We start from the raw sequence: 25,409 nt of genomic DNA, 5'->3' as shown, positions 1-25,409 counted from the left end.
CTAATTATTCTACTTTAGTATAATTTTCGGATTGCGAATAATGACCACTTTCATCAATTGTTATTTGTTGATAGGATTTTTTATCCATTACTAGTTCAAATCTAAAAACTTGAGTGGTGTCTACTATTTTCATCATTGGTCCAGATGCATATTCTAATCTTTCTTCAAGGATATTACCTTTAATTGAATATGTTCCATATCCAAACCATTCATTACTATCTGCTGGGTCATATCTAGTCCACATCACTTTTCCTTTACTATACATTTTTACCTGTCGGTATCCATTTGGATTTAATATGGTATCAGAGATTTCATTGTGATCATCATATAGAAATTGATGCTTTAGATCCCAAACACCTTCTAGGTTAAAATTATTGACATCAGAGGTGTTAGACGTATTGTAAATTGAATTTATGGAGAAAAAGCTGAAAATGATTAATAAGAAGGATTTCATGATGGAGTGATTTTATGAATTGAACATCAATAAGTTACAAAAAAAAATATGATTTTGTTTTGTTTTAAAAAGGCTTTATAATTTCTTTAGGAGAGATTGTGAATAAGAATTTGATAACAAACATGAGAGGCCGATAAAAGTAAGGTTCTTAAAACTTAAATTTGAAGTAGAAAAATGGTGTATCTGTATTGTTTTATTCTTAATGTAAAATATGATAGAGTTCCAAAATAAGAATTTTATATGACTGAATATGTTTTGTTAACTGATGAGCAAACCTATTTTGTAGAATATCTAATAGGGGAGTTGGTCTTGTCTAATAGTATTAGTGAAGCAATGAAGTTTAATGATGAACATTTGGCTCTAAAGTTTAAAAAGATGTTACATAGCTCTTGTAAATTGACTACAAGTGTTAATACATATATTGATTAAAATAGATTATCATAAAACAGTATTGTTTTATCAATGTGTGTTGAGAAGATAATTGATGTTTTAGGTTGTAATTGTACGAATGCAAATGAAAAAAGGGATATGTATCATATACATATCCCTTTTTTAAAATTTATTTTCTCTTCTTAGTTTGATGATAGCATTGCAAAGAACTTGTCTAGATTTGGTAATAATACAATTCTAGTACGTCTATTAATAGCCATATTCTCTTCTGTGTCATTTTCTACTAAAGGTTGATAGCTGCTTCTTCCTGAGGCGATTAACTTAGATGGGTCAACATTATACTTCTTTTGTAATAATCTTGTGATAGAAGTTGCTCTTTTTACACTTAAGTCCCAGTTATCTTCTAATGCAGGTGTGCTAATCGTTCTTGGATCAGTGTGCCCTTCGATCATAACATCAAGACTTGGTTCAGAGTTAATAACTTGAGCTAACTTTTCTAAAATATCATTTGCTTTGTTACTAACACGATAGCTTCCGCTATTAAATAGCATTTTGTCAGAAATAGAAATCATCACAACAGTGTTATCAATGTCGATAGAAATATCCTCATCCTCTTTTAAACTATCGTCTAAAGAACTTTTTAGGTTATGAGAAACAGCTAAATTCATTGAATCTTCTAGAGTTCTTGCTCCTTGAAGTTTTTCTGGATCTACTTGAGATAATGTTTGTTTCATTTTTTCTTTAGTATTGTTAGAAATTACCGCAAGGTTATCTACCATTACCATTTTCTCATCATTAGAATCTCTTAATGAATTTATTTTTGCATTATAATCAGCTACTCTTGCTTCTATTTTAGCAAATTTAGATTCTAATTCTTCTTTTTCAACTGTTGTTTTCTGTAATGTACTACGAGTATTATTTAGATCTTCTTCCAGAGCTAAATACTTCTTTTTCGAAACGCAAGATGTGGTCATTAAAGCCCCCGATATTGCAATTAATGTGAATACTTTTTTCATGGTTATTTAATTAATCTTTTATACTTACCTAAAACTACTTGTTCTTAGTTTTATTATAATTTTACCTACTAAACTTTTCACATTGAATTCTTAAAAATTGTTAAAAAAAATTGCTAAAATTAGTATACCGTATTATTTTTACGGTAAATTTATCACCGAATTATTTGTAATAAATTGAATTACAACGCTTTAGTTTTTCAGTCTGTTTGGCTAATAAATCTAATGTTTGGTTAATAAATAATTTTAGTTGTAACGAGACCATAAATAAATCGTCTTATAACAAACGAAACGCCCAGAATGAACTTTACTTTAGAATTTAAATTTTTGGAATTTCATGTTTTTGAATAGGGGAAAACTAACTTTATTAATAATATTATGTGTTACAATGCAAACGGTTGTCGCACAGAAATCGGGTATAGAAGATAACGTAGTACTACAGAATTATAAAAGGATAGTATTAGATGGAGGTATAACATATTTACCTATATATAAGGTGAATAGAAAAAAAGTTATACCCATTGTCAATACGGTGGATACGATTAGTAAAAAGGATATTAGCAAGATTTATAAAGAAGATTGGAGTACCACAGTGTTCAATACGTACTGGAGGAATAAACAAAACAAACATCCTTTTTTATTACATTTTGCAGACTCAACCTTTTCTTCTCCAGTGGATCATAAAATGGTTGTCACTTCTAGATATGGATGGAGAAGGGGAAGGCCACATCAAGGAATAGATATTGACCTTAGGACTGGTGATAATGTAAAAACATTATTGAGGGGAAAAGTTAGATATGCTAGAAGACACGGAGGTCATGGTAAAACAGTAGTTATTAGACATGATAATGGTTTAGAGACAGTATATGCGCATCTTTCGAAATATTTGGTTAAGGAAAATGATATTGTAGAAAAAGGCCAGGTGATTGGTAAAGGTGGAGTATCAGGAAATGCTAGAGGTAGTCATTTACATTTAGAAGTAAGATATCATGGAAAAAGTATTCACCCAGAATATTTATTTGATTTTTCTCCGGATACAAAAATAAGATCAAATGATATAGTGGTTACTAAAAAGTGGATAACTCCAAGATCTCACCGTTCTACAAGACAAAGTAAGATTGTAGTTCAAACTAACATTGAAGAAACGTTAGATGAAATTAAAAATCCGACGAAAAGTATTTACATAGTAAAAAAGGGTGACACACTACACGGTATAGCCAGAAAACATGATACTAATGTTTCCGAAATATGTAAAATAAATGAAATAAGATATAATTCTGTTCTTAATGTAGGACAAGAAATAGTAATCTATTAGATATTAATTTTCTACGTACTTGTTTATCATCTCTAATAGGATGCTTTTGTCGTAAGGTTTTAGGATATAATCGTTTAAACCTGCTTGCATAATTTGTCTATTTAGTTGAGTAACATCAACCGCAGTTAACGCAATTATAGGCGTTTCGTTATCAAATTCTCTAATTCTTTTGGTAGTACCGATTCCATTTAGTTTTGGCATATTTATATCCATCAAAATGATATCATAAGTATGATCTTTAGCAAGTTCTATAGCATCAAAACCATTGTCAATAGTCGTACACTCAAAATTTTCTTTGGAGAGTATTTTATCTGCAACTAATAGATTAAGTTTATTATCATCAACTATTAATGCTTTTTGCTTATTGTTATTTGCGTCTGGATTAGCTCCCTTGTTATTTTGGTTAATTGCTTCCAAATTTAATACAAAAGCATACTCGGAACCGGCTTGAGAATTATTTTGCAAAATGATTTCTCCGCCTATTGATTTAGCAAGTCTCTTTACTATTGTCGAATTTATTCCTGTTCCTAGATAGGACTTTTTTACCTTTTCTATATCTATGAATTCTTGATAGATAGATTTTTCATCTTCTTCAGATACTTCGTTTCCATCATGTTTAATCTTAAAGGATATATTATTAAGTCTACCTTTTTTATTGATCAAATGAACCGAAAACACTATGTTTCCATTTTTAGTAAATCGCAAAGCGTTACTAATTAGATTCATTAATATCTGCGATAAGATAGCTGGATTTCCATGTAATTTTTCTGGAATGTCATTATCAAAATCTAAATCCAAAGTATTACCACTGTTTTCTGTAGCATAACCAAAAGAGTGTATAATATTCTGAGTAAGTTCACGTAGATTAATTGGTCTTTTATCGGTAATAATTGTATCAGACTCCAGAATATTTACCTGTAAAACATTATTAATAAGAGTCAATAAATAATCACCAGAAAATTTTAAAGACTTAAGATTCTTATTATGTTCCAATTCTGGATGTTCATTATACAAAATATTAGTCAAGCCCATAATTCCATAAAGAGGAGTTCTTAATTCTTGGCTAAGTGAAGATATAAACTCTTGATTTTTTTGTACTTTCTTTTCTGTAGAAGTCTGTAAAGAGCTTAGTTCTTGGTCCTTTTTTTTAAGGTTAGAAGCTAATAAATAGCATTTGTAACTTAAAAAAAGAACTAAGATGGATAATAAAGTCCAGATGGCATAAGAGATCATTGGTTGTTTTTATGACAAAATAAAAGATATCGGATTTATCTTACAAATTTAAAAAGGAGTTTTTTTCATAAAAGTGATTTTTTTATTGGTTTACTGAATATATTGATTGTTTGGTCGAGTTTTTGATAACTAATAATAAAAAAAAGTAAGGGAATGAGTATCTTTAACGACAATATCTGATAAAGGAGTGAGGAAGATGAAATCTACAGTTATATCGGTGTTATTATTATTATTATTTGTGAATTTAATGAGTTCACAAATTGAAAAGCCTTTATCATCTATAAAAATAGATGATAATAGTAGCACTTTAGGAACAAGTACATATAAACTTACTCCAGGTTTGACTAAACCCAAAAATAATTTTAGTTTATACAAAAGCCCGAAAGATTCTATAAGGTTTAATAGAACTCAAAAACCTTTTGATATGACGGGGGATAATGGTCTATTACAACCAAATTTTAAGGTAGTTCCTAAATGGTTCCAGAAGGATAAAGAAATAAAGGAAGAGTATAAGTCAGATCAGTATCTAGGAGATTTTAAAAGTAAATCAGAATTTGTTTATCTTATTTATCGAGATCATCAGTCAGTAGATGGTGATTTAGTCCGTATCTTTTTAAATGATGATGTAATCCGATCAAATGTTTATTTAAATAGTGTATTCGAAGGGTTTAAGATAGATCTTATTAAAGGTTTTAATAAGATTGATATAGAAGCTCTTAATCAAGGTACTTCTGGTCCCAATACGGCAGAGTTTCAGCTACACGATGATCAAGGTAATCTCATTACAGCTAACGAATGGAATTTGACTACTGGAGTAAAAGCAACTATAATAGTTGTTAAGGAGTGATTTTTCAACTACTATTTATAACTCAATCTTCTTTTTTTTCTCTTTATGAATTCCTTTCTTAGGTTTTCATTATTTATTTACTCGAATATTTTTTCTACGTAACATTTCACTTTGTTTTTACAAACTTTGTGCATATTTAATTCATAGCTTTATTAATATTTTTTAATTTTTTGTGATTTTTTTGAAATACTACACACTAATGATAAAAAGAAACTCAATATGAGTAAAGAAGTAGAGTTTACTCGGATTATTAAAGAAAATGAAGGAGTTATTTTTAAAATAACCACAGTTTATACAGATCAATCCGAAGACCAACAAGATTTATATCAAGAAATAGTATATCAATTATGGAAGGCTTATGATTCTTTTAGAGGAGATGCTAAGGTAAGTACTTGGATGTATCGAGTGGCATTAAATACAGCGATTACAAGATTAAAAAAAGAAAAGAGAAAAGGAAATAGAGTAGGGATTGATCAAATAGTACTTAAACAAACGGAAAACTATAATACAGAGTTCGAAGAAAAATTAAAAATACTATATGCGCATATTAAAATGCTTAGTGATATAGAAAAAGGGCTAATTCTATTACTACTAGAAGGTAAGAAATATGAAGAAATTGCATTGATTACTGGATTGACTCCAACCAATGTGGGAACTAGAATATCTAGGATAAAACAAAAATTAAAAACTCAAATAGTTAAAAAAGGGTAGTAAATGGAATTAGAAGAAATGCAACACGTATGGTCTGAGATAAGCGGGCAATTAGAAAAACAAAAAAAACTAACAGATAAAATGATTATGATGATGACACAAGAACAGTATAGAAAAAAATGGAATAGAATTGCTTACCCAGAAATATTTGGAACAATTATTTGTTTCGGTATGGCATTGTTAATTTTATTGAATATTAATACGTTAGAAACTTGGTATAATATGTTTTTTGGTATTTCATCTGCCATCATACTAATTATATTACCAATACTATCGTTAAGGTCTATTAATAAAATGAGTGGGATTAATTTCTATGAAAATAGTTATAGAGATACTTTAGTAAAGTACACTAAAAATAAAAAACAATTCCAATCACTTCAAAAAATATCCTATTACCTCAGTTTTTTACTAATCTTTTTCATTTTACCAGTTACTTCTAAAATTCTTGGAGGAAAAGATATGTTTACTGGTGTTAAAAACCTCTGGCCATTATTAATTTTTATACCTATGGGAATTACCTTTTTCGTGTTCTTTGCTAAATGGGTTAAAAAATGCTATGGAAAGAATATTAATGATGCAGAAGAAATATTAAAAGACTTACAATCAAATGAATAAATTGATTTTTGTATAGTGTAAATGGTATCTAAAATTAGATACCATTTGTTGTTTTTTGCTAAAATTTATTTATTTCGGTTTATGAAATCCACCCTTTCGAGTTGGAGAATTTAGAAAACCATATTAAAAATATAGCGAATACTAAGATCATAACTGGCATATATACTCTTTGACCTGATAGCTCTACAAAATCTTGTATAAAAAAATTATAGGTTTGTTGAGCTAATATTCCTAATAATGATACTATAAAAAGTATAATGGCAATTTTTTTTCTTATCAAAAGAGCAATGCAACCAAAAAGTCCAGAAAAAACTGCTATCGCAAATACAGAAGTTACCCAAGCCGGGATATTATTGTAAAAGTGTTGATCTGCTTCTGGCATCGCATTTAGTATTTCTTCTGTCATATATGCTTGACCTAAGTAAGCCATTACTCCCATAATATTCCATAAAAGTGCGATAATACTGATGACCCAAAACCATACGGGTAATTTGTTAGTAGTACTCATAATTAATTGATTATTAAGTTGTTTTGAGCTAACAATGTATGCAGAAACCTAGTCAAACGCAAATCTCACTAGGTTGTTCAATTGTAAATTATTGTTCAATATATTAGAATTATAAAGATTGCTAGTTGTTTTGTATTTTTAAGAAATCTAACTAATTATTCATATTATGAATCTTCAAAAAAGATATAATAACATAGGTAAAAATTTCTTTTTTTTAATGTTTATTGTTCTGATTTTTATGGTGTTATCTTGTGGTAAGAAAGAGCCAGTATTTGATAAAAATTTTGTTCACTCTGTTTACATATGGCTTAATAATCCTGATAACCCTGAAGAAAGACAACTTTTTGAAAAATCTCTTATTAAATTCCTCAATACCTCAAAGTATGCCAAAACTAATTTTGTTGGTACTCCAGCAGGTACAGATCGAGAAGTAGTGGATAACACATATACGTATTCTATAATAGTTACTTTTTCATCAAAAGAGGAGCAAGACCTTTATCAAAAAGAAGAAGCTCATTTATTATTTATTAAAGAAGCTTCTTCTTTATGGAATAAGGTGCAGATATATGATACTATTGTTTTAGATTAATATTTTTTAATGATCATATTTATTATGGTTTTTGGTCAAGATAATTTTCCAGTTTCCCGAGAGCATTATCCCAGAATTGTTCGTAGAATTTTAACCATTTATTAATCTCTATTAGTGGTTGTGTGTCTGCTTTACAATAACGTTCTCTTCCTTTTGAGTTAATTGTTACTAAACCTGCATTTTCAAGAGTTTTTAGATGTTTTGTAACACCTTGACGACTCATTTCGAATTGACTTGATATTTCAGTAATTGGTAGGGCAGTAGTCGCTATGACCAACGCATGAAATATTTCTCGTCTTGTGGGATCAGCAATTGCTTTAAGTATTTTGGTAATCTTATTCTGCATGTACTTCTTGTGTTATGTAGTTAAGTAAATCTTTAATACAGTTATCCCATCCACCATCGAAACTAGTAAACATTTCTACAGCAGTTTCTCCATCATAATTTGAAATGCCGGAATGTTCTAAAGAAAGTTTAGTACCACTAGCTATTTCTTCTAAACGCCACACTACAGTTGTTTCAACATCTGTGCCTTGTATTGTCCATGTATATATTAAGGTATAGGGCTTTGCTTCTTTAACAGTCCCAACTATAGGTTTACAGTTCTCTTTGTCAGGAGAGTGAAACGTATATTGATAACCAACTTCTGCTTTGAAATCTGCTGGAAGAAACCAAGTTGATATTTCCTCTTGTATGGATATGGCGTTCCATAATTTATCAATGGAGTGTGTGAAAATTTGTTCTTTGCTAATTACGTCTTTCATTTTGTAAAGTTTTAAGATTTTAATAATGCAACTAAAAGGTTGCTAATTTAATAAAATAAAACAAAAAAGCAACCTTTTAGTTGTATTATTTTTACCTTTATATGTTTGAAAACAAGTTTGATAAACTAAAAAGGTAGTATATTATTTTTTTAGATTAACATTTATTACTAAATTGAAACTCCTCATAACTAAGTATATATTCCCCAATTTTTTAGTATTAAAGTATAAGAAATGATCCATTGATTCATATCTCTGGAGATATTCTAAATAAGTATGTTTTTTTCAATATACCCGATATTGGGTATGTTGTATATACTTGATATTATAGAAATTAGTAGTGTTGATTTTATATTGAATTATAAAACAGCTAAATAATTCCTATAACATGTGTTTTAAATTATATTATACATTAACATAGACTATCGTATGGCATTGATTTATGATCAAATAAATGGAGAACCAAAAACTCATGTATTAATTATAGGGGTTGGAGGATATCGTTATTTATCTGGAGGAGTTGAAGAAAAGGAACAGAACTACGAAAAAATTGGTCTTTTACGGCAGCTATCATCACCTCCAAAGTCTGCATTAGCTTTTCGAGATCATTTGTTAGAAATAGAAAATGATGTTCAGAAGGATTTAGTTAAACCTTTAGGAAGTATTGAGTTATTGATCTCACCATCACCAGATGACCCTAATCCTGGTAGCAATGATGAACAATTCGAAGCGGCAAATTTTGTAAATATCTCTAGAGCATATAATGATTGGAAACAACGCTGTGATATTAATGAGAATAATGTTGCTATATTCTTTTTTAGTGGTCATGGTGTAGAAAAAAAAGATCATTATTTATTAGCTGAAGATTTTGGGGCTAATTCTAATAACCCTTGGTTGATGGGTAGTTTCAGTTTTAATAAAACAAGAAACGCCTTTCATTCCTGTAAAGCATCTACTCAGTGCTTTTTTATAGATTCTTGTAGGAAAATCAATGCACAAATGCTTCAACAAGATTTACCAGACATACCTTTAGATATTCCATTGTTGACAACACCAGATTGTAAACATGATTTAACAATGAAAGCGGCCGCACACAATGAAGCAGCTTATGGACCAAAGAAGAAACCTTCTTTTTTTACTCAATCAATAATAAAGGCTTTGCAAGGATATGCAGCTGATAAAAGAGGTGCCGAATGGGTTGTGAATACTGGAGATATTGCTACGCAAATTCATAATATTCTTCGTACAGTTAAATCTACAGAAGGATATAAACAACGATGTATTTATGCGGCTAGTGATCCTGCTAGTTTGATTACTTTTAGTAAAGCACCACCCGCACATTTGTCTGTGGCCTGTGATCCAGTGGAAGCTACTAATGTGTCAAAACTAATTTGTACTGCTTTAGAAGGAGGAACTGAATTTACCGAAGAGCCTAAATCTGACTCTTGGAAATTGAATATGACCGCAGGAATTTACAAACTACAGACGGAATCACAAAGTGATGAATTTAGTAATGGAGAAACATATGCCTTAGTTAGAGCAATAGCAAACGAAAAAATTAACTGTTCCCGAAATGAGTAATCTATCTATACATATAATAACACACGGTAATGATTCTTCTCGTATTCCAAAGAAAATCAATGTTTTGAATGCAAAATTGGAAGAACTTCATTCTTTTTGGATGAGTTATGATAATTCTACAACTCTTGAGGTAGTTCCAGGTGTTTATGGAGTAATATTAACACTTGCTTCTGGTAAAAAAATCGAAAAAGCTGTAATGGTAAAAGCTGGTTCAACCGGAATCGTAAAATTTGATTTATCTGGTTTAAGCCCCAGTGAAACACAAGAATGGGCTTATTTATCTAAAAATTTATCTACACATAGTGATGAAGAAAAAGATTTAGTGGATAATGTTTATTTAGGGGCTTGGATTCGATTATGGAAAAAAGATAATGAAAATTGGAATGTAGTTGAGATTCCTATACAAGAATCTAGCTCTTGGAATGAAGAAGGAGTAAGTTACGAATTGGATGTAGAACAAAGTCAACAATTTTTGCAAGTTGGAGGTCCTAAAATTCCGTGGCGATTAATTGCATTGCCACCAAATAGTCATTTAATGTGTCTTATTAGACCAAATGAAGGTCCTAAAGGTATTGTACACCCGTTAGAAGTTACAGTTACTACTGATAACTGGCATGCAGAGACTATTTTGACCTTACTTAATCAAGATTCAAGGTCTAAAGCACAAGATTTGTATGAGAGTTCTGGTCTTAAATCATCTTCTGCTCAAGATTTGCTTTACGGAAAAATGACAGATCCAGCTGCTGCTGCAATAGGCGGGTATTATTTATTGAAAACAGAAGAATTAGATCGATTGCATAATTGGGCAGAAAATTTAGCTAATTGGATGCCGTGGATGTCTGATGGCTCTATTATTTGGGCATGGCAACTTATTAAAGAAGGTAGAAAAAGTGGAGAAATAAATATCGATGAAATTAGATTCCGATTTTTAGAAGCGACAAAAAGAGGGATACCATTATACACAGAAGGGCTGAAATTATTGTGGAAAGGTTTAAAAATGTTATCCAATAAAGAAAATTTGGATCTTGAAATAGAAAAGGCGTTAGAATTGGTAGAGATGTATGCAGAAGCTGCAGACTGGACAACAACTACAACTACTTTTAACGGATTAGATCCTAAAAATCCATTAAAAAAAACAAAAAAGGGAACTCCAAAAGATACCTCTCATATTGCCTATATATATGATGTTCCATTAAATGAGTTGTTACAGGATACTGATTTTGATCCAGTAAATGATAATCTTGAAATATTCACTGATGATACAATTTCTCAGAAGTTATCAATAGAGTCTGATGGTCAGATCGTATCCAATGATGGAATAAAATTTAACTCCGTTTATAAGGCAGCAAAGGAACTTGGTTTAAAAGGAAATAATTCTGAAGTACGAAAAAAAATGGATAGTATACATATTAAATTCCCTAAAAAGGATTTTGATGATGAGATCAGAATGTATAGGATGGGAAAACGAAAAAGAAAACTTTAAAACGATGTTTAATATAAAATTTTTGCCGGCGAGATTCGGAGATTGTATCTGGATAACCTATGGTTCTGAAGATAATCCTAGTCGAATTCTCATTGATGGCGGTACTGGCGGCACAAGACATAGTATTAAAAAACTAGTCAATGAACTTCCAGAAGATCAAAAAAAACTGGAATTATTGGTGGTTACACATATTGATCGAGATCATATAGAAGGTATTCTTAGATTATTAGAAGAGGATCAATTACCTTTTCGGATAAGAGATTTTTGGTTTAATGGATGGAGCCATATAAATACTAATACTCAAGATGTAATAGAACATTTTGGGGCTGTCCAAGGGGAACGCCTTTCTTCGATGATATTAAAGCATAATTTGTCTTGGAATGGCGATTTTAATGGAAATACTATTAAAGTTGATCAAGGAGAGTTGCCAAAAATAACACTTCCAGGAGGTATGAAATTAACTATTCTATCACCTGCGCAGAAGCATTTATCAGAATTAAAAGGTAAATGGGAAGAGGAAGTAAGAGCAGCCAATTTAGATCCAGGATTTGGGTTAGAAGTTAACGATGAGGATGTCACAGAAGATGCTATTGAAAGTTTTGGAGATGGGTTTCCGGATGTTGATGAATTGGTAAAAGAAGACTTTGAAGAAGATACTTCAGCTGGGAACGGAAGTAGTATTGCCTTTTTAGCCGAATATGAGGGAAAGAAAGTATTGTTTTGCGGAGACGCATTTCCGAGTCAGTTACTAGAGGCACTAAATAAAATTGCTCCGGAAGAGAAAATTGATTTAGAATTATTTAAAATATCACATCATGCCAGTTCTCATAACACAAGTCCAGAATTATTAGATAAAGTAAATTGTAAGAATTTTGTGATTTCTACCAATGGTAGAATTTATAAACATCCAAAAAAGGTAACTATTGCCAGAATATTAAAATCTTCTGGAGAAAATACTCGACTAATATTTAATTATAAATCTAAAATAAACGAGATTTGGGATGAGAATTACTTAAAAAGTAAATATAATTACACTACAATATTTCCTACCCCAGAAGATGATATTGTAGCGATTGATCTTTAATATAAACCACAATAAATAACACTTTTTAAATCAATTGATTATGAGTGATTGTACTAAGAAACCTGTAATAAATTGTCACACCCATATTTTTAGAGGAGAACATGTTCCTCCGTATTTAGCTAAAACTTTTGTTCCTTGGCCATTTAGTTATTTATTAAATACATCATTAATCCTTAAGCTGTTTAAAAATAGTATATCTAGTAATAATAAAAAATATCAGGATCCTTATATAGAAAAAAGACGTAACAGGATACTAAAAGCTATTAAATTAAGAAGAAACAAATTACTTTCAGGAGTATTATCATTGATCGGAATGATACTGACTATTCATGTGTTTTTTATAATATTTAAATGGCTATCACTTGTTTTTAATCCTGAACAAAATGAAATAATTGGGTATATTGTTAAACTCCAGACTTGGTTAACAGAGCATTACCTGTTGGTTCCAATAAAAAATGTATATCTGCAAGCTCTTCTTTCTTTCATACTATTTAGTTATTTCAAGAGTGGCCGTAATTTCATTTGGTTTGTTCTAAGTAAGACTATCAAATTTTTTGCTATTCTACCAGGAAAGATGACCAAAGATTTATTAGAAAGATATTTGTTATTAGGGAGATTTACTTTGTATAAAAATCAAAGTAAAATTTTTTCATCCATGAAAGAACAATATCCGCCTGGAACAAAATTTATTGTTCTACCAATGGATATGGAATATATGGGTGCTGGTAAACTAAAACCAGAAAACTCTTATCGAAATCAGATGCAAGAATTAGCGGATATAAAGGAAAATAGCACTAATAAAGATGCTTTTCTTCCATTTGTATTTGTCGAACCCAGAAGAATAAAAGACGAAAAAGATCATTTTAAATACGCTTTTAATAACGGCACAGTTACATTAGAGAATTGTTTTATCAAAGAATATATAGAGGATAAAAAATTTGATGGGTTTAAAATATACCCAGCATTGGGCTATTATCCTTTTGATGAGGAGTTATTACCACTTTGGAAATATGCAGCAGATAATCAACTTCCAATTATGACACATTGCATTAAGGGAACAATCTTTTACAGAGGAGCAAAGAAAAAGGAATGGGAGTCGCATCCAATCTTTAAAGAGATTGTAAACCTTAAAAATGAAATTTATGAACCTTTACTATTGCCACAACGCAAAAACAAGGATTTCTCTTTAAATTTTACACATCCTATGAATTACTTAGTGTTACTTAAAGAAGAATTATTAAGAATTTTGGTAAGCCAATGTAGACAGGATATAAGAGATTTATTTGGGTTTACTGACTTAAATACAGAATTGAAATATAATTTATCTCATCTTAAAATTTGTTTTGCTCATTTTGGTGGAGAAGATCAGTGGAATAAGTATTTAGAACTAGATCGATATGGATACAGTAATGAATTAATAAAAGAACCAGATTTTGGAATAGATTTTTTATACACCGCTAATCAAAAATTTAGTTGGAGAAAACTTCAAGATTGCTGGAAATATGTTGACTGGTATTCTATCATTTGTAGTATGATGTTGCAACATGATAATGTATATGCTGATATTAGTTATATACTGCATGATGATCAAATTTTTCCATTGTTAAGGCAAACTATTAATAATCCTAAATTAGGTGATAAAGTTTTATTTGGGACCGATTTCTATGTGGTTAGAAATCATTCTGCAGAAAAGAATTTGGTGGCTACTACAACTGGTAACCTTACTGTAGAAGAATTTGATAGTATTGCACGTGATAATCCAGCGGTCTTTTTATCTAAGTTTTAATCACAATTATTAGTGGAGTACCATTTAGCTATTGTATTTTCTGCAGGTTTATATCTTGGAGAGAAATCAAGATCAGTGGCGGCATTTTCTTTTTTTGATTGGGTGTTCCATTGCCAAATGTACGTGCCAGCAAACCATTTTTTATTCCATAATTCTTGATATAACACTTCAAAAGCTATTTGCTGAGTTTTATCAGATTTCTGTTTAGATAATATACTCAGTGCAGAACCCCATTCCCAAGGTCTGATGGTTCCTGAAGCTTCACTTTTATATCCTACTTCTGTAAATAAGATGGGTTTATTATGCTTTATGGATAATGATTCTAGCATATCAATATGTGTTTTCCAACCATTCCTAACAATATTCATTTCTGGGTTTGGTTTTTGAGTTAAAGGAAAATATGCCTGAATGCCTATATAATCCATATCATTCCAAAAATCAATAAACTCATATTCTCCATCCCAATTTGCAGCATATGTCAATTTTCCTTTATAAATAGCTTTAATTTCTTTAACCAATAAATTCCATTTTTTTGGTTGAGCTTTTAACGAGCTTTTTAATTCAGTTCCAATACAAAAAAGTTCAACATTCATTAATGCTGCCATTTCCGCATAATGTATCATATTGGCACGATAAGAGTCAAACCAAGTATCCCAATCGGATTCATTCGTATGTGTAATATTTGATCTCCATCCATTAGATAACCACAGGTGTGGTTTAAGCATGATATGGATGTTTTTTTTCTTTAGCTCTTTAATTGTTTTAATATGCAAACTATCTCTTCGCGACCATTGACCAATTTCTTTAGGAACTCGCATTGTTAATGTTTGTTCATTCTCTTGATCTAAGAATGGAACAATAGCAACCCATTCTATGTTAGATTTAACTAAATCATCGATTGCTTTAGTATGATCATTATCATAATTCCAACCAAAAACATTCATTCCACGATGTTTTCCATCTATTTTATATAAATCTTTAGATATGCCACTATTGTTTTCTACCGTAGGAATCCAGTTATATTGGAAGTTTTCATAGCTGTTTTTAATAACAATAAATTTATAAATACCAAATAATACGATAGCAGGAGTAAAGAGTCTTAGTGACAGTTGTTTCGCCATTAATTTGAAACCTTTTTTTCTCTGTACTCTAATGAAGTACCTGAAGATTAAAAAACAACAATAAATTATAATAAATAAAACATGAATGGCTTTAAGAAAATTAGTTCTTTCTAATGCTTCAAAAAAATACTTAAAAGAATCTATAAAAGTAACATCAGCAATTACGATAGCACCTATGACAAAAAGAATTAGACTTAATATCCAATTACATATATACACTCTAAGTATAGTAAATAGTTCTTTTTTCATTATTAGTTTATAATCTATCTATTGTATAAGAAGAATAATTAATGATTGTGTTACATAGAATTTTAGCTCAATATCCTTTTTTTCTTATAAATAAAGCACAAACTTTTCTTAAAATGAATATGTAATAAACAAATTTGGATTTTAGTTAAAGAGAAGTATGCATTGCAATCTATTTCATATATCTTTGTAGAACACATGAGGTTTTTAACCATAATATTATCTTTTTTCTTGCTAGCTATGACAATAGCACCGTGTTCTGATTCTTTTAATGCAGAGCATCAAGATGAATTGTCAATAACTGATAAGAATCATAATCACTCCGATGATACAGATGATTCTTGTGCTTCCCTATGTGTCTGTACTTGTTGTGGACTCTCCATTACCTATGAATTAATAAAACCATTTGACATAGAGGTTAAAAGTACAATCATATCAAAAGATGATTTCACAGATCAACCAGAGTACAATTTCTTTTATCTTCCTAATATTTGGCAACCGCCTCAATTTATTTGATGAATATAACATTGGCTTTCACAGAATTAAAGTGGAAGAATACATTTATCTAATAAATAATATCATTTTAGAATGAAAAACATAATATGGAGCGTAATGCTCTTCATATCACTATGTGCATATACTCATGCGCAAAATAGTGTTTTAAATATAAAAGTACTTAATGAGACAAATCAAGAACCTTTAGTTGGTGCTTCCGTTTATATCCAAGATATAGACAAAGGTAGTATAACCGGACTTGATGGTTTGGCAATTATTAATGATATTCCTAAAGGAAATTATAGTATTAAAATTTCATTTTTAGGATTCACTTCTTTTGAACGCAATGTAGAAATTCCATATGCGGAAGAATTGATTGTGTATCTTAAGGAAAATGGAGAATCTTTAGAGGAAGTGTTTTTGGAGTCTAATAGAAGTACCCGAACTATAAAAAGAATTCCAACTAGGATAGAAGTTATTGGTGGCGAAGAATTAAGTGAAAAAAATGCTATGAATGCTACCAATATCTCTATGGTGTTAAGAGAAAGTACAGGAATACAGATGCAGCAAACATCATTAAGTAGCGGGAATTCTAATATAAGAATTCAAGGATTAGATGGTAGATATACTCAGTTATTAAGGGATGGATTTCCTTTATATTCAGGGTTTTCGAGTGGTCTTAGTATTTTGCATATTCCTCCTTTAGATTTAAAACAATTTGAAATCATAAAAGGAAGTTCTTCTACACTTTATGGTGGTGGAGCTATTGCAGGATTAGTGAATTTAATTTCCAAAACACCAGAAGAAGAACCAGATTTAGATATTATGCTTACGCAAACACACGCTTTAGGAACTACACTTAATACTTTCTTTAGTAAGCGTAATAATAAGTTTGGGATTACCCTCTATGGATCTGGTCATTATCAAAAAGAATATGATCCTGAGGATGATGGTTTTAGTAATTTACCACGCACTAAGTCTATTTCTATAAACCCTAAGTTATTCTACTATCCATCAGATAAAACTACGTTTTGGTTTGGTGTAAATGGGACGTATGATGATAGAATAGGAGGAGATGTTAATGGTATTGAAAACGATGATAATAATTTATACACAGAAGAAAACGTTTCTAAACGAGTAAGTACACAAGCTGTCTATACTACAGAAATTGATAGTTTAAGATCCATAAACATAAAAAATAGTTTTGCTTATTTTAATCGTGATTTAATAGTTCCAGATATTAATTTTAGTGGAACTCAAATTAATTCTTTTACAGAAATAGCATATAAGAAAGATGGACAGAGAACTGATTGGATTTTTGGAGCTAATTTATATACCATAGATTTTGATGAAGATTCTAGTTCTTTAGAAAGAGATCAGAATGATGTAACTGCTGGATTATTTATTAATAACATTTATGATTTTTCTGAAAATTGGATATTAGAAACGGGCTTTAGAGCAGATTATGCTGATGGTTGGGGGTTTTTTCCGTTACCCAAAGTATCATTGTTATTTAAATCAGATAATTCCTTTTCCAGTAGGATTGGAGGTGGATTAGGGTATAAGATCCCAGATATCTTTACTGAAGAAGCAGAACTAATTAATTTCAATAATGTTTTAGCTATTGATGATACTCGTATAGAAGCAGAAAGGTCTTACGGAGTAAACCTTGATTTTAATTATGAGACCTACCTTACGGATGAGATAGATTTTTCTATTAATCAGTTATTCTATGTAACTGCTATCCAAGATGGATTATTACTTAGTGATACTGGTACTGGTTTTTTTGAATATGAAAATGCGAATGATAATATTGTAAGTAAAGGAGCCGAAACAAATATTAAGTTTAGTTATAAAGACTTTAGATGGTTTCTTAATTATGCTTTTATAGATACTCAACTAAATTATTTGGATGGAAACCCACAAAAACCATTAACGGCAAGACATAACGCAGGAAGTGTTTTTATGTATGAAAATGAAAAATGGCGAATAGGTTTTGAAACCTATTATACAGGCAAACAATTACTTTCTAATGGTTCAGAAACTACAGATTATGTTTTAATGGGATTGCTAGGAATGCGCAATTTTAATTGGGGGACAATCTTTGTCAACTTCGAAAATTTTACGGACAGAAGGCAGAGTAGATTTTCTCCTTTAGTTTTGCCTCCTGCTAATGACCCTACGTTTGCAGAAATCTATGCTCCTACAGATGGATTTATACTAAGTGCAGGAATCATACTTAAACCTTTTGGACAAAAAGAGCATCATTAGTAACTTTATTTAATAGGATATCTTCTCAGTGTCGAGAAGATATCCTGTTTTAAGTCTTTAAGATTTTATGTTCTTAAATGTTTTTCTTCTCCATAAGTATCCAAAAATTAATATGATTATTACATAAAAACCATTAAAAATCATAGCATGAGCAAACTCATTATTAGTTTCTGTTAAGGTGAGAAATGTACCTCCGAAATGATTGTTGCTAGCATGTACTAATGCTCCTGTAAAAATAGAATAACGATTAAAACCTAGGTAAGCAATAATTAGGGAAAGTGCCATACCTACTAGTGGGTAGGTTATAAAAGCTTCTATATAAGGGTGGTTTGGAAAATTATAGCCTTGAAGCGCAATGGGCATATGCCAAATACCCCAAACTAATCCAAGAACAAAAATTCCTGCAAAAGCTCCAAAACTGTTCATTAATTTTTCTTGAAGATATCCTCTCCATCCAATTTCTTCTCCGAGTATTAGAAATACTGTAATGGGATATCCCAATATCAATAAAAGAGAAAGGGTTAATGGAGTTTGATTAATCTGATCTAATTTTTTTGCAATTCTTATATCTAAGAGCACCTGAATGCTAATAACGACGGCAAAATAAATAATAGGAATTATAAATGAATATAATGAACTTTTGAGATCTGGTTTAAAAAATTTTAAATCCTTCCAGGATCCTCTTTCGTTTTTGTTAAAAATAATTGCAATAATAGCTGGAATAAATGCGTAAATAAAAGTTATAATAGTGTATGCAATAGGATCTGAAAAATCTAAAAGTGTAGTAGTAGAAAATCCAAAAATCCAAGAAATACCAAGTACTAATAAGATATATTTTTTTGATTTTTGATGTTGATTTGTAACTGATGTTATAGAATCATTAGTATTATAGATTGAATTCATAAGATATTATTTATCAGATTAATTTGATTGGCAAATAAATAGATAAACAATGTTTCAATCGACTCAATGGAAGCTTTGAGACTTTTTTTCTAATTGTTTTTTGAACTTTATTGGTGTCATTCCAACTTGTTGTTTGAAAACTCTATTAAAAGTAGCTTTAGAGTTAAAACCAGAATCAAAAGCAATAGATAATAGAGTTAATTTCTCGGCAACTCCAAGTTCTAGCTGTTCTTTAAAATAGGAGACTCGATAGGTATTTACATATTCATAAAAATTAGAATCCATACAGATATTCAATAAGTGTGATAACTTTTTATCGGAAACATTCAGAATATCGGCAGTTTTTTTCAAAGAAAGATCTTGTTCTTTAAAAAGCTTCTCTTCACTAAACTTGATTTGTAATTGAGATTTAAGGTTTAAAAATTCTTCTGATTCACAATTAAAAAATGATTTGACTTTATTTGTTGAATTTTTAATTGAGTTTTGTGATATTTCATTAACTAAAAAAACTTGAGTTTGATGGATCCCAAAATACCCAATATACCAAATTAGTAATACTAAATAAAAGAGATTGGTGTATATGAAAACAGGCATAATAGGATAAGAAACAATTAGTACCCCACTAACAAGGTCAATAATTAAAAAGACAATGAATCCTCGAATCCATATTGATAACCATTTTAGATCTAATTTATTTAAATTGGCATAATTATTTTTTACTAGTTTTTTAAAACGTTTTAATAACTTATTACTTAAAAATAGATAATAGGAGAGGTGTAGTATACCTAGAAAAGGAATAACGATAGAAACAATTCTTAACAAGGTTATTTTCTCATCTATAGGTAATCCAAAAATATATTGGGGAATACTATAAAAAATAAAAGCGATCCCAAACGGTAGTAAACTATATATAAAACTTTTTCTATTTATATTGGATGTATAAATTGTTTTGATGTATTGAAAGATTAATGGGCCCAATACAAAAGGAGCAATAAAACCGATAGGCGATACTATGGTGCTAAGAAAATTCCAATTTAGATATGAAGAAGCATAGGTTAGAAAAAGAAATAAAAAGCTCAAAAGAATACTTAGAAGAAGTTTGTTTGCTTCACGTTTTTTCCAAGTGTGGGTAAGCAGTAGCATTAGAAAAAAAATGGTACTAATTCCAGAGTATGTTAAGAATGTAGAGAAATCCTTCAAAAAAAGTCAGTATTGGTTCAATTAGATGAGATTATTTCTAATTTGTAACCTACACCATGAACATTAGTTATCTTTACCTCAGAATCTTTACCTAGTTTTTTGCGTAATTTAGAAATAAACATATCTAAGCTCCTTCCAACAATAACTCCATTGTCTTCCCAAACTTGTTTAATCAATTGCTCTCTTTTTACAATTTTGTTTGGATATTTTGCAAAAATAGCGAGAAGTTCACTTTCTTTAGCGGTTAAAGAGATTTCATTCTTATCAATATTTAATTTTTGTTGATCAGGATAAAAAATATGTTTACCTAAAATGATTTCATTAGAAGAAATATCTGAAATGTTTTCTTCAGACTTCTTTTTAAATAAAGTGAATCCGGTTATTAGTGTCAGAACGATAATAATAAAATAAAGAGTATTAGTGCTACCCATCTCACTATATAAAGCCGAAGTATTTGCGTTGAGTATGATTACCTTAATAGTATAACAGTTTTTGGGTAAATTCCTACCTAAACATGAAATTTCATTATCCTTAAAAGGCCCCAATATTTCATAACTATAGGATACTTCATTTGTTTTACAATTAATTAATTCAGTAATATAATCATAAGGAACTCCTGTTTTTTTAAATTCAGCGTCTATAGTCTCTGCTAATATTTCAGGGTTGATAAATATTTCTTTTTGAAAAGATACTTCGAAAGTTTGATCAGATATTTCTTTTACTGGTAGGACAAGAGATGTAGCATCATTGTTTTTTAATAAAAGTTTATTACCAACACTTCTTAACGCAATTTTTATTTTCTCAGGATAAAAGGAAACTTCTTTTGAAGAAAAACTATGTATTGAGAATAGCGCTATTAATATAACAAGAGTAGTGGCTAATATTTTGACTTTATTTTTCATAAAATGACCAGTTATTTACAAATAACGGAAAATTTACAATTTATATACACTTTTTTACAATTGATTTAGCAAAGTAGCGTATTTCCAGAATTACTTTCGTTTGAGTAAAATTAAAAACAAAAATTAATGAAAACTAATGTAAGAATTCAACTTAATAATTTGAGTGTAAATATTGTTAAAATCTATATGAGCATGTTCGCGTTTATAATGTTTTACGGATGTTCTGGTGAAACAGATTTTATTGTGACTGATTCTGGACTTCAATATAAAGTAGTCAAAGATGGTTCAGGACCCATTGTAGAGAAAGGACAAGAAGTCCTTATTCACGAAACAACTAAGTACACAAATGATTCTATAGTATATACTTCGAGAAATAGAGAAGAACCTTTAAAGATTTTAGTAGGAGGAAATCAAGTGATAAAAGGAGTTGATGAAGGGTTGTTAGGAATGAAAAAAGGAGAGGTACGAAAATTAATTGTCCCACCTTCCTTAAGTAAAAGAATGGGAAAGGTTACATTTCCTCACCCTGATTCTACATTGCTTTACGATATAGAATTAATTGATATTCTCGAAAAGAAACCAATTCCAAAAACTACAAACAGCAATAGCCTAAAAATAGATAAGGAAAACAGTGAAATTAGATGGGAAGGCTTTAATAAACTCCATACTAGCGGACATTATGGAACTGTAGATTTTATTAGTGGTGAATTTTTTAAAGAAAAAGAAAAGGTTACTGGAGGAGAGTTTATCATTAACATGAATACCATAGCCAATATAGATGGAGGGTATAGTGAGATGTTAGTAGATCATTTAAAAAATTCAGATTTCTTTGATACAGAGAATTTTCCTGTAGCTAAACTTTCTATAGTAAATGTAACTTACAATGATGATTCAAATGCTTTAATAACAGCAGATTTAACGATTAAAGATGTTAAACAACCTATAGAGTTTGAAGCGAACATAAAATATAATAACAGTAAGCTGATTTTTATCTCTAAATTTATAATTGATAGGACGAGATGGAATATAACATATGCATCGGGTAGTATTTTTGGGAATGTAAAAAATAATTTATTATCAGATGAAATACATTTTGAAGTCAAATTATTAACAGAATAATGCAATTGAGATATCCAATTTTATTTGTTTAACAACCAATTGTAAAAAAATAATGACATATTTTATGATAAAAATTCTGCAAAAATGCATAAAAGGAATTAGTTTTGCAGCCCTAGAAATGAGAAAATATGTCGGAGTCAACTACAGAATTACAAGAAAAGAAAACAGGAAAAGACTTATATAGCTATCAAAAAGGGGCTATAAATAGGATTTTTAAAAGCTTTGAGGATGCTAGAGAGGATTACCATCTTTTATATCAATTACCAACTGGAGGAGGTAAGACGGTTATTTTTTCTGAAATTGTTAGGCAATACTTAAAACATCACAATAGAAAAGTATTAGTGATGACACATCGTATAGAACTATGCAAGCAAACATCAAATATGCTTACAGGTTTTGGTGTAGATAATAAAGTAGTAGACAGTAAAGCAAACTTAGATGATCAAGAAAACTATAGTTGTTTCGTAGCTATGGTAGAAACCTTGAACAATAGGTTGAATGAAGATAAATTGGATATTTCCGATATTGGTTTGGTGATTATTGATGAAGCGCATTATAATTCTTTTACTAAATTATTTAAGTTTTTTGAGAGGTCCTTTATTTTAGGAGTTACAGCAACACCATTAAGTTCTAATATAAAGTTACCAATGAAGGACAATTATGATGAACTAATTGTAGGTGAAACTATAGAGTCATTAATAGAAAATGAATTTCTAGCACGCGCAGAAGTATTTGCTTATAACATGGGGTTAACTTCTTTAGAAGTTGGGTCTAATGGTGATTATACTGTAAAATCATCCGAAGATTTATATACTAATAGTAATATGCTAAGTCAATTATTGCAAGCATATGAAAAGCATTCTAAAGGCAAAAAAACATTAATTTTTAATAATGGTATCAACACTTCGTTGCATGTGTATGATACTTTTAGATCCGCTGGATATCCAATCGCGCATTTAGATAACACAGCTACAAAAAAGCAAAGAAAACAGATACTTCAGTGGTTTAAAGAAACTCCTGATGCTATTTTGACATCAGTGAGTATTTTAACAACAGGATTTGATGAACCTACGGTAGATACAATTATTTTGAATCGTGCTACAAAGTCATTGACTTTATATTATCAAATGATTGGTCGGGGCTCTCGAATTTTAAAGAATAAATCTTCATTTAATGTTATTGATTTAGGAAATAACTATCATAGATTTGGTCCTTGGGGAGCTGATCTGGATTGGCAAAAAATATTCAATTCTCCTGATTATTACATGGATAAGCTCCTTAATGATGAGGATATAGAAAGTAAATTTAAGCATGAAATGCCTGCAGAATTAAGAGCAGAGTTTGCAAATTCCGAGGAAGTTTATTTTGATATTAAAGAAACGTATCTAGATTCTGTGCGAAAAGGAGAGTCTTCTAAAGTAGTACTAGAAAGATCAATAGCTCAGCATGCTAAAATTTGTATAGAAAATAGTGAAGATGTATATGATGCTATTGCATTGGCGAAAATGTTAGGAGATGATATTGATCACAGAATTCAGAGCTATGCAAAATGTATCAGTAGAAGTACTCACAATTTTTTATCTTGGTTGAAGGATGACTATAGGAAAAAACTTAATTCTTATTTAAGAGAGAATTTTGACGAGAAGTTTGAAGAAATTCATGGAAGATCACCAGAATAAGTTATAAGTACTATTCTTTAGGGAATTTCCATGCTACAAAACGGCTCTTTTTGTTTCCTTGTGACATTTCAATAGTTTTATGGATGGTCTTTAATTTATTAAGTTGCTTATAAATCTTTGGTAAATTTTCTTTTTTGGAGACTAATGATGTAAACCAACCGACTTGATTTTTGAAATCAGGACTTTGCTTAATCATTCTTTTGATAAACAAAGCTTCGCCACCATTGCACCATAATTCATTTGCTTGTCCACCAAAATTTAATTCTAGCTTAATCATTTTATCTGATTTAGACAAATTGTTCAATTTTCGTTGTGTTCCTTTTTTTGCTTCTTCAGGAGAAGAATGAAAAGGAGGGTTACACATAGTAAAATGAAAATAATCTTCTGATTTAATTATACCCTTAAAAATGTTAGCATTGTTCTCTTGATGCCTTATTTCTATATGATCTTTTAAATTAGAATTAGATGCTACGTTTTTTCTTGCATAAGAAACTGAGTCTAAATTAATATCAGATCCAACCATTGTCCAACCATTAATCTTTGCTCCTAGAATCGGATATACACAGTTGGCACCAACTCCAATATCCAACCCTTTAACAAGACTTGATTTATTTATATCATCGGCTAGTAAATCAGTTATGTGATGTATGTAATCAGCTCTTCCTGGAATGGGAGGGCATAATGATCCTTGGGGGATATCCCAATTCTCTATTTGATAATAATAGTTTAGAATTGCTTTATTTAGTTCCAAAACAGCTTCACTATTAGAAAAATCAATGGTAATGTTGTTATTATGCGGATTGATTATTAAATAATCAGATAGTTGCTTATGGTTGTTTTTAAGTTCTTCAAAATTATACGAAGAATAATGTTTGTTTTTTGGATGCAATTGATACAGGTATTTAATCAAGTCAAATATAGTAATATTCAAATCATATTTTTTTGATTTATAGTTTGTAATCTTTTATTGATTTTGGATAAAATATTGTGTTTTAGTGTTTTGTTTTGATAAAACTTAGGTGAAACACGTATTGCTTTCGTTGAAATAACATATAATGTCGTTAAAATGCATTGTTAATTTTGTTAAACTTTTCGTTTTTTAC

The 25,409-nt window shown here is 29.9% G+C and carries 25 protein-coding genes; 14 read left to right on the top strand and 11 right to left on the bottom strand.

The features are described 5' to 3' along the window. Positions 1-4: 4 nt before the first annotated feature. Positions 5-454: a hypothetical protein gene (locus H526_RS0102840; protein ID WP_027391592.1), complete on the bottom strand. Its 450-nt coding sequence runs from the start codon at positions 452-454 to the stop codon at positions 5-7. Between the two features lie 240 nt (positions 455-694). Here H526_RS0102840 and H526_RS0102835 point away from each other — a divergent pair, with 240 nt between their 5' ends. Further along, on the top strand, positions 695-883 hold the full coding sequence (locus tag H526_RS0102835; RefSeq protein WP_027391591.1) for a hypothetical protein: 189 nt from the start codon (positions 695-697) through the stop codon (positions 881-883). Between the two features lie 143 nt (positions 884-1,026). Here H526_RS0102835 and H526_RS0102830 read toward each other — a convergent pair whose 3' ends face one another. Next, complete coding sequence (locus H526_RS0102830) at positions 1,027-1,860, bottom strand: OmpA/MotB family protein (RefSeq protein ID WP_027391590.1); 834 nt, start codon at positions 1,858-1,860, stop codon at positions 1,027-1,029. 385 nt (positions 1,861-2,245) lie between these two features. On the opposite strand from H526_RS0102830, the gene H526_RS31640 reads away from it, so the two are divergent. Further along, entirely contained in the window at positions 2,246-3,172 is a 927-nt protein-coding gene (locus H526_RS31640; protein WP_158594427.1) for a peptidoglycan DD-metalloendopeptidase family protein, read from the top strand. A gap of 3 nt (positions 3,173-3,175) precedes the next feature. Here the strand turns inward: H526_RS31640 and H526_RS28140 are convergent, their stop codons facing one another. After that, on the bottom strand, positions 3,176-4,405 hold the full coding sequence (locus tag H526_RS28140; RefSeq protein WP_051335943.1) for a response regulator: 1,230 nt from the start codon (positions 4,403-4,405) through the stop codon (positions 3,176-3,178). 196 nt (positions 4,406-4,601) lie between these two features. On the opposite strand from H526_RS28140, the gene H526_RS0102815 reads away from it, so the two are divergent. The 3 genes from H526_RS0102815 (at position 4,602) to H526_RS0102805 (ending at position 6,578) form a co-directional block, all read left to right on the top strand. Next, positions 4,602-5,252, top strand: a complete 651-nt coding sequence (locus H526_RS0102815; protein WP_027391589.1) for a hypothetical protein — start codon at positions 4,602-4,604, stop codon at positions 5,250-5,252. A 219-nt stretch (positions 5,253-5,471) separates the two neighbouring features. Continuing rightward, a complete protein-coding gene (locus tag H526_RS0102810) occupies positions 5,472-5,963 on the top strand; it encodes an RNA polymerase sigma factor (RefSeq protein ID WP_027391588.1) in 492 nt (163 codons plus the stop codon). Between the two features lie 3 nt (positions 5,964-5,966). Beyond that, positions 5,967-6,578 carry a hypothetical protein gene (locus tag H526_RS0102805; protein WP_027391587.1) on the top strand — a complete coding sequence of 204 codons (612 nt, stop codon included), beginning with the start codon at positions 5,967-5,969 and terminating at the stop codon, positions 6,576-6,578. A 79-nt stretch (positions 6,579-6,657) separates the two neighbouring features. Here H526_RS0102805 and H526_RS0102800 read toward each other — a convergent pair whose 3' ends face one another. Further along, entirely contained in the window at positions 6,658-7,086 is a 429-nt protein-coding gene (locus tag H526_RS0102800) for a hypothetical protein (protein WP_027391586.1), read from the bottom strand. A gap of 166 nt (positions 7,087-7,252) precedes the next feature. On the opposite strand from H526_RS0102800, the gene H526_RS0102795 reads away from it, so the two are divergent. After that, entirely contained in the window at positions 7,253-7,675 is a 423-nt protein-coding gene (locus H526_RS0102795; protein ID WP_245591176.1) for a Dabb family protein, read from the top strand. A 22-nt stretch (positions 7,676-7,697) separates the two neighbouring features. Here H526_RS0102795 and H526_RS0102790 read toward each other — a convergent pair whose 3' ends face one another. Both H526_RS0102790 and H526_RS0102785 read right to left on the bottom strand, forming a co-directional pair. Beyond that, positions 7,698-8,021 carry an ArsR/SmtB family transcription factor gene (locus H526_RS0102790; RefSeq protein ID WP_027391584.1) on the bottom strand — a complete coding sequence of 108 codons (324 nt, stop codon included), beginning with the start codon at positions 8,019-8,021 and terminating at the stop codon, positions 7,698-7,700. After that, positions 8,011-8,439, bottom strand: a complete 429-nt coding sequence (locus tag H526_RS0102785) for an SRPBCC family protein (RefSeq protein WP_027391583.1) — start codon at positions 8,437-8,439, stop codon at positions 8,011-8,013. Before H526_RS0102785 ends, H526_RS0102790 begins: the two co-directional genes overlap by 11 nt. 426 nt (positions 8,440-8,865) lie before the next feature. On the opposite strand from H526_RS0102785, the gene H526_RS0102780 reads away from it, so the two are divergent. The 4 genes from H526_RS0102780 to H526_RS0102765 are packed head-to-tail and all read left to right on the top strand — an operon-like array spanning position 8,866 to position 14,370. After that, complete coding sequence (locus H526_RS0102780) at positions 8,866-10,017, top strand: caspase family protein (protein WP_027391582.1); 1,152 nt, start codon at positions 8,866-8,868, stop codon at positions 10,015-10,017. Continuing rightward, positions 10,010-11,500, top strand: coding sequence for a hypothetical protein (locus H526_RS0102775; protein ID WP_027391581.1), 1,491 nt, complete (start codon positions 10,010-10,012; stop codon positions 11,498-11,500). Before H526_RS0102780 ends, H526_RS0102775 begins: the two co-directional genes overlap by 8 nt. After that, positions 11,451-12,584 (top strand): ComEC/Rec2 family competence protein, encoded by a 1,134-nt coding sequence (locus tag H526_RS0102770; protein ID WP_147404341.1) that lies wholly within the window; start codon positions 11,451-11,453, stop codon positions 12,582-12,584. The genes H526_RS0102775 and H526_RS0102770 overlap by 50 nt, the downstream gene beginning before the upstream one ends. A gap of 40 nt (positions 12,585-12,624) precedes the next feature. After that, complete coding sequence (locus H526_RS0102765) at positions 12,625-14,370, top strand: amidohydrolase family protein (protein ID WP_027391579.1); 1,746 nt, start codon at positions 12,625-12,627, stop codon at positions 14,368-14,370. Here the strand turns inward: H526_RS0102765 and H526_RS30560 are convergent. Continuing rightward, entirely contained in the window at positions 14,367-15,740 is a 1,374-nt protein-coding gene (locus H526_RS30560; RefSeq protein WP_051335942.1) for a glycoside hydrolase family 113, read from the bottom strand. The genes H526_RS0102765 and H526_RS30560 overlap by 4 nt on opposite strands. Positions 15,741-15,935: 195 nt before the next feature. Here H526_RS30560 and H526_RS0102755 point away from each other — a divergent pair, with 195 nt between their 5' ends. Both H526_RS0102755 and H526_RS0102750 read left to right on the top strand, forming a co-directional pair. Beyond that, positions 15,936-16,253 (top strand): DUF6660 family protein, encoded by a 318-nt coding sequence (locus tag H526_RS0102755; protein ID WP_027391578.1) that lies wholly within the window; start codon positions 15,936-15,938, stop codon positions 16,251-16,253. A 72-nt stretch (positions 16,254-16,325) separates the two neighbouring features. Further along, a complete protein-coding gene (locus tag H526_RS0102750; protein ID WP_027391577.1) occupies positions 16,326-18,503 on the top strand; it encodes a TonB-dependent receptor in 2,178 nt (725 codons plus the stop codon). A 57-nt stretch (positions 18,504-18,560) separates the two neighbouring features. Here H526_RS0102750 and H526_RS0102745 read toward each other — a convergent pair whose 3' ends face one another. From H526_RS0102745 to H526_RS0102735, 3 genes are all read right to left on the bottom strand, one after another. Beyond that, positions 18,561-19,406: a CPBP family intramembrane glutamic endopeptidase gene (locus tag H526_RS0102745; protein ID WP_027391576.1), complete on the bottom strand. Its 846-nt coding sequence runs from the start codon at positions 19,404-19,406 to the stop codon at positions 18,561-18,563. Positions 19,407-19,469: 63 nt separating this feature from the next. Beyond that, the gene (locus H526_RS0102740) at positions 19,470-20,606 is read right to left on the bottom strand and encodes a helix-turn-helix domain-containing protein (protein WP_155839602.1); all 1,137 of its coding nucleotides are present in this window, start codon (positions 20,604-20,606) and stop codon (positions 19,470-19,472) included. Positions 20,607-20,623: 17 nt separating this feature from the next. Next, positions 20,624-21,508, bottom strand: coding sequence for a winged helix-turn-helix domain-containing protein (locus H526_RS0102735; RefSeq protein WP_027391574.1), 885 nt, complete (start codon positions 21,506-21,508; stop codon positions 20,624-20,626). A gap of 126 nt (positions 21,509-21,634) precedes the next feature. Here H526_RS0102735 and H526_RS0102730 point away from each other — a divergent pair, with 126 nt between their 5' ends. Together H526_RS0102730 and H526_RS0102725 are read left to right on the top strand one after the other, a co-directional pair. Beyond that, positions 21,635-22,627 carry a YceI family protein gene (locus H526_RS0102730; RefSeq protein ID WP_027391573.1) on the top strand — a complete coding sequence of 331 codons (993 nt, stop codon included), beginning with the start codon at positions 21,635-21,637 and terminating at the stop codon, positions 22,625-22,627. 128 nt (positions 22,628-22,755) lie between these two features. After that, on the top strand, positions 22,756-24,306 hold the full coding sequence (locus H526_RS0102725) for a DEAD/DEAH box helicase (protein ID WP_027391572.1): 1,551 nt from the start codon (positions 22,756-22,758) through the stop codon (positions 24,304-24,306). Positions 24,307-24,316: 10 nt separating this feature from the next. Here H526_RS0102725 and rlmF read toward each other — a convergent pair whose 3' ends face one another. Next, positions 24,317-25,195, bottom strand: coding sequence for a 23S rRNA (adenine(1618)-N(6))-methyltransferase RlmF (gene rlmF / locus H526_RS0102720; protein ID WP_027391571.1), 879 nt, complete (start codon positions 25,193-25,195; stop codon positions 24,317-24,319). Positions 25,196-25,409 lie beyond the last annotated feature (214 nt).

The organism is Aquimarina latercula DSM 2041 (genome assembly GCF_000430645.1).
Lineage (GTDB): Bacteria > Bacteroidota > Bacteroidia > Flavobacteriales > Flavobacteriaceae > Aquimarina > Aquimarina latercula.
Note: the sequence above shows the minus strand (reverse complement) of the source record. Positions and strands in the feature narration are given on the sequence as shown.

What these genes read in the sequence shown, in the direction of transcription:
- H526_RS0102840 (WP_027391592.1), bottom strand. Translation starts at nt 454, where the DNA reads ATGAAATCCTTCTTATTAATCATTTTCAGCTTTTTCTCCATAAATTCA.
- H526_RS0102835 (WP_027391591.1), top strand. Translation starts at nt 695, where the DNA reads ATGACTGAATATGTTTTGTTAACTGATGAGCAAACCTATTTTGTAGAA.
- H526_RS0102830 (WP_027391590.1), bottom strand. Translation starts at nt 1,860, where the DNA reads ATGAAAAAAGTATTCACATTAATTGCAATATCGGGGGCTTTAATGACC.
- H526_RS31640 (WP_158594427.1), top strand. Translation starts at nt 2,246, where the DNA reads ATGCAAACGGTTGTCGCACAGAAATCGGGTATAGAAGATAACGTAGTA.
- H526_RS28140 (WP_051335943.1), bottom strand. Translation starts at nt 4,405, where the DNA reads ATGATCTCTTATGCCATCTGGACTTTATTATCCATCTTAGTTCTTTTT.
- H526_RS0102815 (WP_027391589.1), top strand. Translation starts at nt 4,602, where the DNA reads ATGAAATCTACAGTTATATCGGTGTTATTATTATTATTATTTGTGAAT.
- H526_RS0102810 (WP_027391588.1), top strand. Translation starts at nt 5,472, where the DNA reads ATGAGTAAAGAAGTAGAGTTTACTCGGATTATTAAAGAAAATGAAGGA.
- H526_RS0102805 (WP_027391587.1), top strand. Translation starts at nt 5,967, where the DNA reads ATGGAATTAGAAGAAATGCAACACGTATGGTCTGAGATAAGCGGGCAA.
- H526_RS0102800 (WP_027391586.1), bottom strand. Translation starts at nt 7,086, where the DNA reads ATGAGTACTACTAACAAATTACCCGTATGGTTTTGGGTCATCAGTATT.
- H526_RS0102795 (WP_245591176.1), top strand. Translation starts at nt 7,253, where the DNA reads ATGAATCTTCAAAAAAGATATAATAACATAGGTAAAAATTTCTTTTTT.
- H526_RS0102790 (WP_027391584.1), bottom strand. Translation starts at nt 8,021, where the DNA reads ATGCAGAATAAGATTACCAAAATACTTAAAGCAATTGCTGATCCCACA.
- H526_RS0102785 (WP_027391583.1), bottom strand. Translation starts at nt 8,439, where the DNA reads ATGAAAGACGTAATTAGCAAAGAACAAATTTTCACACACTCCATTGAT.
- H526_RS0102780 (WP_027391582.1), top strand. Translation starts at nt 8,866, where the DNA reads ATGGCATTGATTTATGATCAAATAAATGGAGAACCAAAAACTCATGTA.
- H526_RS0102775 (WP_027391581.1), top strand. Translation starts at nt 10,010, where the DNA reads ATGAGTAATCTATCTATACATATAATAACACACGGTAATGATTCTTCT.
- H526_RS0102770 (WP_147404341.1), top strand. Translation starts at nt 11,451, where the DNA reads ATGATGAGATCAGAATGTATAGGATGGGAAAACGAAAAAGAAAACTTT.
- H526_RS0102765 (WP_027391579.1), top strand. Translation starts at nt 12,625, where the DNA reads ATGAGTGATTGTACTAAGAAACCTGTAATAAATTGTCACACCCATATT.
- H526_RS30560 (WP_051335942.1), bottom strand. Translation starts at nt 15,740, where the DNA reads ATGAAAAAAGAACTATTTACTATACTTAGAGTGTATATATGTAATTGG.
- H526_RS0102755 (WP_027391578.1), top strand. Translation starts at nt 15,936, where the DNA reads ATGAGGTTTTTAACCATAATATTATCTTTTTTCTTGCTAGCTATGACA.
- H526_RS0102750 (WP_027391577.1), top strand. Translation starts at nt 16,326, where the DNA reads ATGAAAAACATAATATGGAGCGTAATGCTCTTCATATCACTATGTGCA.
- H526_RS0102745 (WP_027391576.1), bottom strand. Translation starts at nt 19,406, where the DNA reads ATGAATTCAATCTATAATACTAATGATTCTATAACATCAGTTACAAAT.
- H526_RS0102735 (WP_027391574.1), bottom strand. Translation starts at nt 21,508, where the DNA reads ATGAAAAATAAAGTCAAAATATTAGCCACTACTCTTGTTATATTAATA.
- H526_RS0102730 (WP_027391573.1), top strand. Translation starts at nt 21,635, where the DNA reads ATGAAAACTAATGTAAGAATTCAACTTAATAATTTGAGTGTAAATATT.
- H526_RS0102725 (WP_027391572.1), top strand. Translation starts at nt 22,756, where the DNA reads ATGTCGGAGTCAACTACAGAATTACAAGAAAAGAAAACAGGAAAAGAC.